Source organism: Micropruina sp. (genome assembly GCF_047606365.1).
Lineage (GTDB): Bacteria > Actinomycetota > Actinomycetes > Propionibacteriales > Propionibacteriaceae > Micropruina.
Genome location: NZ_JASGEN010000034.1, coordinates 1 through 9936, shown reverse-complemented (window position 1 = coordinate 9936; position 9936 = coordinate 1). Strand labels below are relative to the sequence as shown.

9 protein-coding genes are annotated in these 9936 nt (G+C 70.6%); 5 read left to right on the top strand and 4 right to left on the bottom strand.

Annotated features, from left to right (window positions below; genetic code table 11):
• Positions 1–217 (bottom strand): hypothetical protein (locus QM624_RS04835; protein WP_415089297.1); only part of this gene is annotated, 217 nt, incomplete at its 3' end.
• 102 nt (positions 218–319) lie between these two features.
• On the opposite strand from QM624_RS04835, the gene QM624_RS04830 reads away from it, so the two are divergent.
• The 4 genes from QM624_RS04830 (at position 320) to QM624_RS04815 (ending at position 4164) form a co-directional block, all read left to right on the top strand.
• A complete protein-coding gene (locus QM624_RS04830) occupies positions 320–1627 on the top strand; it encodes a DUF6350 family protein (protein WP_415089295.1) in 1308 nt (435 codons plus the stop codon).
• A 68-nt stretch (positions 1628–1695) separates the two neighbouring features.
• A complete protein-coding gene (gene purN, locus QM624_RS04825; protein WP_415089292.1) occupies positions 1696–2274 on the top strand; it encodes a phosphoribosylglycinamide formyltransferase in 579 nt (192 codons plus the stop codon).
• A complete protein-coding gene (gene purH / locus QM624_RS04820; protein WP_415089290.1) occupies positions 2271–3830 on the top strand; it encodes a bifunctional phosphoribosylaminoimidazolecarboxamide formyltransferase/IMP cyclohydrolase in 1560 nt (519 codons plus the stop codon). The genes purN and purH overlap by 4 nt, the downstream gene beginning before the upstream one ends.
• Before the next feature lie 31 nt (positions 3831–3861).
• Complete coding sequence (locus QM624_RS04815; protein ID WP_415089288.1) at positions 3862–4164, top strand: DUF3017 domain-containing protein; 303 nt, start codon at positions 3862–3864, stop codon at positions 4162–4164.
• A 6-nt stretch (positions 4165–4170) separates the two neighbouring features.
• On the opposite strand, the gene QM624_RS04810 is transcribed toward QM624_RS04815, so the two are convergent.
• The 3 genes from QM624_RS04810 to QM624_RS04800 are packed head-to-tail and all read right to left on the bottom strand — an operon-like array spanning position 4171 to position 7847.
• Positions 4171–5889 (bottom strand): AMP-binding protein, encoded by a 1719-nt coding sequence (locus QM624_RS04810; protein ID WP_415089286.1) that lies wholly within the window; start codon positions 5887–5889, stop codon positions 4171–4173.
• A gap of 18 nt (positions 5890–5907) precedes the next feature.
• The gene (locus QM624_RS04805) at positions 5908–6780 is read right to left on the bottom strand and encodes an SGNH/GDSL hydrolase family protein (protein ID WP_415089284.1); all 873 of its coding nucleotides are present in this window, start codon (positions 6778–6780) and stop codon (positions 5908–5910) included.
• A complete protein-coding gene (locus QM624_RS04800) occupies positions 6780–7847 on the bottom strand; it encodes an alpha/beta hydrolase (protein WP_415089282.1) in 1068 nt (355 codons plus the stop codon). Before QM624_RS04800 ends, QM624_RS04805 begins: the two co-directional genes overlap by 1 nt.
• Positions 7848–8043: 196 nt before the next feature.
• On the opposite strand from QM624_RS04800, the gene QM624_RS04795 reads away from it, so the two are divergent.
• The coding region (locus tag QM624_RS04795; RefSeq protein WP_415089280.1) for a phosphatidylglycerol lysyltransferase domain-containing protein at positions 8044–9936 on the top strand (1893 nt) is incomplete at its 3' end.

Here is a 9936-nt window from a genome sequence, read left to right as displayed (position 1 = left end):
GTGCGGGCTCGGGCAGTGCCGGGGCGGGCGGCGGGATCGGCGTGCTCACCTCGGGGGCGTCCGGTGCCGCGTCGGTGCTGGCGGTGGTGGTGGAGTCGGTGGCAGGCGCCCAGGCGCGCGACGGACGTCCCTGATCGCCGGCGTCGGGGGTCTCCCGATCGAGCCCGCCGTCAGCGTCCGCGGCGCGGCGGGGCTTGTCCGAATCGGTGTCGCTCATCTCGTCCTCATGGTCGGCCGGCGTGTGAACCCGGCCGAGTTTAGTGCGGTCGGGCGTGTCCGCCGCAGCCACGCCGGGCCGCTCGGCGACCATGGGGGCATCATGCCCACTCGATCCGAACGCCGCCGCTCCCGCGTCCGCCTGACCGTGGCGGAGGTGGAGGCTGCCCAGGAGGCCGAGGCCGCTGCCGCCGCGCCGGAGTTTCCGCTGCTGCCCGTCGCCCTGATCGCCGGTGCGGCGTCCGCGCTGGCCGGCTGGCTGCTGGTCGCCGGGCTGGTGATGGTCGGCTGGTTCACCGCGATGGCGATGCCGGTGCCGACCGCGCTGGGGTTCGCCGGACAGTTCTGGCTCGCCGGGCACGGCGTCGGCGCGGCGATCGGCAGCATGGTGGTCACCCTGACCCCGCTCGGCCTGAGCGCCCTGTTCGTGCTGCTGGCCCGCACCGTCACCGGGCTCGGCCTGCGCGCGACCTCGGCCGAGAACCTGGACGGACGTGGCGCGCTGCGGGCCTGGGCACTGGCGACCGCGGGTTATGCCCTGGTCACCGTCGTGGTGGCGGTGGCGTCCGGTGCGGGCTCGCGGTTCGTACCTGCGATCGTCGGCGGCCTGGTCGTCGGAGGCCTCGGTGCTGGGTGGGCGCTGGGGCGACGGCTGCGTGCGCTGGTGACCCTGCCGGCGGCGTTGCGAGGCATCGGACGGGCGGTGCTGGCCGGACTGGGCACGATGACGGCGATCGCGGCCGTGGTGCTGGTCGTCGGTCTGCTGCGCGGCAGCCAACAGATCTCGGTGATCGAAGAGGCACTCACCCCGGACGCCGTCGGCTCGTGGCTGCTGGTCGCCCTGCAACTGCTCTATCTGCCCAACCTGCTGGTCTGGGCGTCCAGCTGGGTACTCGGCGCCGGGATCAGCGTCGGCGTGGGCTCGTTGGTGTCGCCGATGCTGACCACCGCCGGCATGCTGCCCGCGATCCCGGTCTTCGGCGCGGTTCCGGAACCCGGCCCGGGCGGTCCGTGGAGCTACACCTGGCTGCTCAGCGGTGTCGTGGTCGGCGTGGTGGCCGGCTGGGTGGCCGCCCGAACGGCACCCGGCGCACACCGCAGCCTGGTCGTCTGGCTGGCCCGCGGAGTGGGCGCCGGCCTCGCCGTGGCCGTGCTGGTGCTCGTGCTGGCGGCGCTGTCCCGGGGCGACCTGGGTGCCGCCCGCCTGATCGGGATGGGTCCGGTGCTGCTCAACCTGCTCTGGCTGGCCCCGCTGCCGATGCTGGTCGGCGGTGCCGGTGCCGCCGTCGTGCACTGGTTCACGAAGGGACGGCACCTGCCCGCGTCCGATCCCGCCGAGGCGGCCACCGAAGAGATCGACCTGCCCACCGAACCCCTGGACGTCGACACCGTGGTGATCGGTCAGGACTGAACGCGGGGCGCCGTCCGGGCGTCGCGCAGCGGACGAAGGTCGGTGGCCGGGGCACTAGGCTGCCGTCCATGGCCTTCCGCATCGCCGTGCTGATCTCTGGCACCGGCAGTCTCCTGCAGGCTCTGCTGGACGCACAGGCCGCCGGTGAACTGCGGGCCGAGGTGGCCGTGGTGGGCTCCGACAACGCCGCCGCCCAGGGCCTGCAGCGGGCCGCCGAGGCGGGGGTGCCCAGCTTCGTCCACCCGTTCGTCAAGGGCTCCGACCGGGCCGCCTGGGACTCCGAACTCACCGAACTGCTGGGCGCCCGGGACATCGACCTGGTGGTGCTGGCCGGCTTCATGAAGCTGGTCGGACCGGCCTTCCTGGCCCGCTTCGGGGGCCGCACGATCAACACCCACCCGGCGCTGCTGCCCAGCTTCCCCGGCATGCACGGCCCGCGCGACGCCCTCGAACACGGCGTCAAGATCACCGGCACCACCGTCTTCGAGGTGGACGCCGGCGTCGACACCGGCCGGATCCTGGCTCAGGAGCCGGTCCGGGTGCTGCCCGACGACACCGTCGACTCGCTGCACGAACGCATCAAGGTGGCCGAGCGCGTCCTGCTCGTCCACACCGTCAACGACCTCGCCTCCCAGGGGGATTCATGACCGACCGGCTGCCCATCCGACGTGCCCTGCTGTCGGTGTACGACAAGACCGGACTCGTCGAACTCGGCCGCGCACTCGTCGACGCCGGCGTCGAGATCGTCTCCACCGGCTCGACCGCGAAGACTCTGGACGCCGCCGGCCTGCCGGTGACGCCGGTGGAGCAGGTCACCGGCTTCCCCGAATGTCTGGACGGCCGGGTCAAGACCCTGCACCCGCACATCCACGCCGGCATCCTGGCCGACCGTCGGCTGGCGTCCCACCGCGAGCAGCTCGCCGAGCTCGGGGTCGCCGCCTTCGACCTGGTGGTGAGCAACCTGTATCCGTTCACCAAGACCGTCGCCTCCGGCGCGGGCGTCGACGAGTGCATCGAGCAGATCGACATCGGCGGGCCGTCGATGGTGCGCGCCGCCGCCAAGAACCATCCGTCGGTGGCCATCGTGACCTCGCCGGCGCAGTACCCGGTGTTGACCGCGGCACTCGCCGAGGGCGGGTTCACCCTGGAGCAGCGGCAGGCGCTGGCGGCCGCCGCCTTCGTGCACACCGCCAGCTACGACGTCGCGGTGGCCTCCTGGATGGGCAGCGTGCTCACCGACTCGTCCGGTGGCGACGGCTTCCCGGCCTGGATCGGCGGCACCTGGGACAAGGTCGGCACCCTGCGCTACGGCGAGAACGCGCACCAGCCGGCTGCGCTCTACGCCCAGGGCTTCGGACCGGACGGCATCACCCAGGCCGAGCAATTGCACGGCAAGGAGATGAGCTACAACAACTACACCGACGGCGATGCCGCCTACCGCGCCGCCTACGACTTCACCGAGCCAGCGGTGGCGATCATCAAGCACGCCAACCCGTGCGGGATCGCGGTCGGCGCCGACGTCGCAGAGGCGCACCGCAAGGCGCACGACTGCGACCCGGTCTCGGCCTTCGGCGGCGTGATCGCCAGCAACCGCCCGATCAGCGTGGCGATGGCCGAACAGGTCGCCGAGGTGTTCACCGAGGTGCTGATCGCACCCGACTACGAGCCCGGCGCCCTGGAGGTGCTGACCCGCAAGAAGAATCTGCGAATCCTGCGTGCCGTTCCGTATGCCCACCGCGGCGCGCAGCTGCAGCCGATCTCGGGTGGTGCGCTGCTGCAGCGGCCGGACCGGATCGACGCCCCCGGCGACGACCCGGAGAGCTGGACGCTGGCCGCCGGTGAAGCCGCCGACGAGGCCACGCTGGCCGACCTGGCGTTCGCCTGGCGGGCCTGCCGCGCGGTGAAGAGCAACGCGATCCTGCTCGCTTCGGGCGGCGCGTCCGTCGGGGTCGGCATGGGCCAGGTCAACCGGGTGGACTCCTGCCGGCTGGCGGTGGAGCGGGCCGGTGACCGGGCGTCCGGGTCGGTCGCGGCCTCGGACGCCTTCTTCCCGTTCGGCGACGGACCCGAGATCCTGATCGCCGCCGGAGTGCGGGCCATCGTCCAGCCCGGCGGTTCGGTGCGGGACGCCGAGACGATCGCGGCCGCGCAGGCGGCCGGCGTCACCCTCTACCTGACCGGCACTCGGCACTTCTTCCACTGAGGTGCAGGCCGCGCGTGGCACGATCGGGGCCATGACCACCGCCGGCGAGCGACCGCCGAAGACCTTCGTCCAGCAGGTGCTGGGCCAATGGCCGCTGGCCAGCGTGCTGCTCGGCGTCTTCGCCGGGCTGATCGTGGTGGCCACCAGTCACTGGCGCACCGGCAGCACCCTGATCGGTTTGTCGATCACCATGGGCGGGCTGTTCCGGCTGCTGCCGAACCGCCGGGTCGGGCTGCTCGCCGTCCGGAACAAGGCGGTGGACACCACCGTGCTGCTGGTGATCGGAATCGGGATCACCGTGCTGGCGTGGGCCGTCCCGGCCCTGCGGAACTGAGCCTCGTCAGCGCTTCTTCGAGTACCGGAACTGCTCGGCCGCACCCGCCTCTTCGCCGGCGACCCGGGCCGCTTCGCGACCGCGCAGATCGACCCGGCGGATCTTGCCCGAGATGGTCTTCGGCAACTCCTCGACGAACTCGATGATCCGGACCAGCTGATAGCCGGACAGGTTCGCCTTGGCGTGATCGAAGATCGACCGGGCCGTCGCCTCGGACGCCTCGACCCCGGCGGCCAGCGTCAGGAACGCCTTCGGCACCGCCAGCCGGACCGGGTGCGGGCTCGGCACCACCGCAGCCTCGGCCACCGCGGGGTGCTCCAACAGCACCGATTCGAGCTCGAACGGGCTGATCTTGTAGTCGGACGCCTTGAACACGTCGTCGGCGCGTCCCACATAGGTCAGGTAGCCGTCGGTGTCCCGGCTGGCGATGTCGCCGGAATGGTAATAACCGTCCCGCATCGCCTCGGCGGTGTACTCATCGTCGCCGAAGTAGCCGCTCATCAACGCCAGCGGACGCCGGGCCAGATCCAGGCAGATCTCACCCTCTTCCTGGCCGGGTTCGCCGGTGACCGGGTCGAGCAGTTCGACGTTGTAACCCGGCAGCGGGCGTCCCATCGAGCCGTCCTTCACCAGCTGACCAGGGGAGTTGCCCACCCAGCAGGTCGTCTCGGTCTGGCCGAAGCCGTCCCGGATGGTCGAGCCCCAAGCGGCCCGCACCTGAGTGATCACCTCCGGGTTGAGCGGCTCGCCGGCACCCACCAGTTCGCGCGGCGGCTGCCGCAACTGGGTCAGATCGGCCTGGATCAGCATCCGCCACACCGTCGGCGGCGCGCAGAAGGTGGTGACCTGGTGGGCGTCCATCACCCGCATCAGTGCGCCGGCGTCGAACCGGGCGTAGTTGAAGATGAACACCGTCGCCTGAGCCAGGAACGGCGAGAAGAAATTGCTCCAGGCGTGCTTGCCCCAGCCCGGCGACGAGATGTTCAGATGGACGTCGCCCTCGCGGACGCCGAGCCACCACATGGTCGACAGGTGGCCCACCGGATAGGACACCTGGGTGTGCCGGACCAGCTTCGGCCGGGCGGTGGTGCCCGAGGTGAAGTACAGCAGGCAGGTGTCGCCGGCCGGGGTCGGGGCGTGGGGGGTGAAGCCGTCCGGGGCGGCGTGCGAGTCGGCGAAATCGGTCCAGTCGGGCACCGGGTCGCCGACGCCGATCCGGGTCACCTCGCCGGGCAGGCCGGCGAATCGGTCGGCGAGTGCCGTGGGCGCGATGGTGTAGCTCGCGCCGGCCGTCCGGACCCGGAAATCGAGTTCGCCGGCGGTCAGCAGGGTGGAGGTGGGGATCGCCACCGCGCCCACCTTGAGCACGCCGAACAGGGTCTCCCACAGTTCGATCGTGTTGTTCAGCATCACGATCATCGCGTCACCGCGGCGGACGCCGAGGTCGGTCAGCCAGGCGGCCACCTGATCGGAGCGCCGGGCCAGCTCCCCGTAGCTGGTGCTCTGCACGTTCAGGTCGGCGTCGACGATGGTCACCGCCGGCCGGTCGGGATGCTCACCGGCCACCACGTCGAACCAGTCCAGGGCGAAGTTGAACTCGGTCAGCTCCGGCCAGCGGAAGCCGGCCACCGCACCGTCGTAGTCGGTGGCGTGGTCGAACAGGAAGTCGCGGGCCGCGCGAACGGCCTCGGTGGCGGGAGTGGCAGGACGTCCGAGCTGGGGCATGGCGCTATCCAACCACCGTCATCGGTGCAGCGCTCGTAGATTCGCCCGTGCAATCGCCTCGACACCGGCGGCATTGGGATGGTCGCCGTCGTCGGCGAGCAACGGATCCGGGGTGTTGCTGAACACCGAGCGCAGCTCCACATACTGCGCGCCGGCCGCGTCGGAAGCGTCCTTGATCGCCGAGTCGACGGACGCGGTGACCGCCCGGCTCCAGCTGAGCTGTGGCCAGCCGCCCTGCTTCAGTGCGGTCTGCCCGTCGGTGAGAATGTTCCAATACCCGTCGACCACCAGGCTGAAGGGCCGGTTGCCCTCCAGGTTGGTGATCCGGGCCAGGATCTTGGCCAGCCGGTTCTGCATCTGCTGCACGTGTGGCTGATAGCAGGATCGACCGCAGCCGGTGCGGCGCCAGGTGTCCAGATCGTCGGTCAGGTCGTTGGCGCCGATGATGACGACCACGACATCGGCGTTCGTCACCTCACTCATGGTGCGGGAGTCGTTGGTCAGGTCGTCGAGCAGATCATCGGTGGTCGCTCCCGACTCACCCAGGTTGACCTGGCTCACGGGCACCTTCCACGCCTTGGCCAGCGAGCCGGCGAGTTCGGACGTGATGCCGTCGCAGTCGCAATTGGTGCCCGACATCACCGAATCACCCAGGCCCACGAGATGGACGGGGCCGGTCGGGCTCAGCGTGGTCGGGCCGGGCGTCACGCTCGCCGAGCCCGTCGGAGTCGCCGGCTGCGGGGATGCCGTGGGGTTGGCCGTCGCGGCCTTGGCTGCGGTGACGCGTCCGGACGAGGTGAGTGCCCAGGTCGCGGTGATCATCAGGGCCACGACAGCCACCACCGCCAGGGCGGTGGTGACCAGCGTGCGGCGCCGGCTGCGGGGGCGCATCAGTTCAGGACGCCCTGATTGGCCAGCCAGGTCAGCGACTGAGGTAGGTAGGGGGCGTAGGTGTGGTAGTTGTGGCCCCCGGCCGGAAGCATCAGGGTGGTCACGTTGGCGTCACCCCGGGCCTCCTTGGCCATCGCCTCGGTGGGCCGGGCCGACCAGCCGTCCTGCTTACTGGCGACCATCAACAGCTTGCTGCCCCGCATGCCGTAGCTGCGATAGAGCCAGCTGGCCGAGTTCTCGTTCCACAGCATCCTGTTGTTGCCGAACAGATCACCGGTGGTGTCGTCGGTGTAAGGGACGTAGTCACCGGCCAGCGCCACAGCCGCCTTGTACTGGGTGGGGTAGCGCAGGGTCAGTTTGGCCGCACACTGAGCGCCCGCGCTGAACCCCATGATTCCCCACTTGGCGCCCATCGGTTGCACATGGAAATGGCTGATCAGGGCGTCCGGCACCGTGCGGGTGACCCAGGTGCTGGCCTGGGGGCCGTTGGCAACATCGACGCATTCGGTGTCGCGCGGCGGACTGATCATGATCGGCGGCAGCACCGCGACGAACGGCTTCACCCGTCCGGAGGTGATCGCCTCGCTCGCCACCTGACCGAAGTTGAAGTGCGAGAAGAGCAGGCTCGGTGAGGACGGCTGCCCGGGCAGGAACTCCAGCACCGGGTACTTCGTGGCCGCGCCAGCGTCGTAGCCGGGCGGCAGCCAGACCAGGACGTCGTCGACCACGCCCAGGTTGTTGCGGACCGGCATCGACTCGACCTTGCCGGCCCCGGCGTCCAACAGGGCGGGGTTGAGGCGTTGCGGTGCCGTGTCCTGGATGCCGAGGAGGTCGTTCCAGGAGGCGTAGAAGTCGTACTGATCGTTGACGTAGAGGAACAACGCCAGCATCGCGGTGAGCTGGGCGAGCAGGATCACGCCCAGCCGTCCGGCGACAGCCAGGACGCCCAGCAGCGGGTTCGAGGACCGCCTGCGATGCCGCGACCACAGGTAGACGCTCAGCAACGGAAGTACGACTGCTGCGATCACGGCCATCACCTGCAACGGACGGCCAGTCAGCTCGAACACGATGTCCACCCCTTAGTCACCCGCGTGGCGGGCGCCGAACTGAATCTAGCTCGCCGCCCGGAGCGGCGGTCGGTGACCGAGCGGCCACCGACCGGGGTCGCAGGCTGTGAACCGCGGAGTAGCCTCCGGTTGGACGCGCCGGGGCGCGTGGAACGGAGAGCTGGACGTGCCTGGCCGGGGCGATCGGACGAGGCCCATGCGGGGGGCCCGCTGGCTGACCGGGGCCTACGCCGCGTCGACGCTGATCGCCGCCCTCTCCTGGCTGTTCGGCCACTGGGGACAGCACAGCTTCCACTGGCTGGAGGAGCTCGTCACCCTGGTCAACATTCCGCTGTCCCGGACGATGGCATCGGTCGCCTTGCTGGCCCTGATCACGGTGGCGCTGGTGCTGCGCAAGCGGGTGGGCCTGATCGCGGTCATGGTCTGCCAGCTGTTCGGGATGTACCTCGGGCTGAGCCTGGTCATCAAGGCCCCGGTCAGCCCCTGGATGCGTTCGTGGCGCCTGGAACACACCCTGGCGGGCTGGTTCGACATCGCTTCGGTGCCGCTGGGGGCCGTCGCGCTGGTGTGGTTGTGGACGTTGCGGCCGGCCTTCACCGCCCGGGTGCGGCGCGGCTCGGTGCTGCGCGCCGGACTGGTCGCTGTGTGTGGGTTGCTGCTCGCGGTGGGCGTCAGCTACCTGCTGGTGCTCGGTTTCCCGGGCGGCCCCACGTCGACCACGGACGCCGTCGTGGCCATCTTCGCGCGGCTGTTCGGCGATGCCGGCCCGTTCAACCGCGCGATCCTGGAGGCACTGCCGCCGTGGGCCACCGAGGTGACCTCGCTGGTGCTGACCGTCACGTTGCTGGCCACGGTGATCACCTTCCTGCGCACAGCCAGCAACCCGACCCAGTGGTCGGGCGAGCGTGAACTGGCCATCCGGCGGCTGATCCGCGACTACGGTGCCACCGATTCGCTGTCCTACTTCGCCACCCGTCGGGACAAGTCGTCGATCTTCAGCCCGGACGGCCGCGCGGTGATCACCTACCAGCTGGTCGCAGGAGTGTCGGTGGCTTCGGGGGACCCGGTCGGCGACCCTCGATCGTGGCCGGCGGCGATCGAGGCCTGGCAACGGGAACTGCGCGAGTACGGCTGGATCCCGGCCGTGCTGGGCGCCTCCGTGGCGGGTGCCCGCGGCTACGTCCGAGCCGGTCTGCGGGTACTGCCGCTGGGCGATGAGGCGGTGCTCGAGGTGCGTCGGTTCGCACCCGCTGCCGGCGTCCGGCGAGCCGCCCAGCATGCCCGTCGCGCCGGCGTGGCCGTCCGGCTCGTCCGGCAGGCCGAACTGTCGCCGGAGGAGGTCGCCGAGCTGTACGCGCTGGCCGATCGCTGGCGCCACGGCAACACCGAACGCGGCTATTCGATGGCGCTCAACCGGGCCGCCGATCCCGCGGATTCGCAGATCCTGTTCGTGCTCGCCGAGAACGCCGGCGGCGACGTGGTGGGCCTGATGAGTTTCGTCCCCTGGGGTGCGACAGGGTTGTCGCTGGATCTGATGCGGCGCGGCCCCGACGCCCCTGGTGGGGTGACCGAGCTGATGGTGTGCCAGCTGATGGCGGATGCCGCACAACGCGGCGTGCAGCGGGTGTCGTTGAACTTCTGCATGTTCCGCCGGGTGTTCGCCCAAGCCGAGGAGTTCGACACCGGACCGCGGCTCAACGCCTCGCTGCTGGGCCTGCTGGACCGGTTCTGGCAGCTGGAACGGCTGTACCGCTCCAACCGGCTCTATCACCCGGAATGGGTGCCCCGGGTGCTCTGCTTCGACGATCGGGTCGGGCTGCCGCAGGTGCTCACCGCGGTCGGGGTGGCGGAGGGCTTCATACCCTGGCCGGGCCGGAAGGGCGACGACGCCGGCCAGCAGTTGAGTGCCGTCGAACTCGAGCAGGTCGCCGCTGTCGGTGCCGCGCCGATCCTGGTGTCGCCGCACGCCAAGCGGAATGCGCAGACGAAGCATCGGCTGGAACATCTGAGGGCATTGTCGGAAAGCGGTCTGGGCCCGACGCCCGAGGCCGATGAGGCGCTGGACGTCAGCGTGGCGCAGATCGCGCAG

Bases quoted from the DNA above. Each gene is read 5' to 3' on its own strand.
- QM624_RS04830 (WP_415089295.1), top strand. From the start codon at position 320: ATGCCCACTCGATCCGAACGCCGCCGCTCCCGCGTCCGCCTGACCGTG.
- purN (WP_415089292.1), top strand. From the start codon at position 1,696: ATGGCCTTCCGCATCGCCGTGCTGATCTCTGGCACCGGCAGTCTCCTG.
- purH (WP_415089290.1), top strand. From the start codon at position 2,271: ATGACCGACCGGCTGCCCATCCGACGTGCCCTGCTGTCGGTGTACGAC.
- QM624_RS04815 (WP_415089288.1), top strand. From the start codon at position 3,862: ATGACCACCGCCGGCGAGCGACCGCCGAAGACCTTCGTCCAGCAGGTG.
- QM624_RS04810 (WP_415089286.1), bottom strand. From the start codon at position 5,889: ATGCCCCAGCTCGGACGTCCTGCCACTCCCGCCACCGAGGCCGTTCGC.
- QM624_RS04805 (WP_415089284.1), bottom strand. From the start codon at position 6,780: ATGCGCCCCCGCAGCCGGCGCCGCACGCTGGTCACCACCGCCCTGGCG.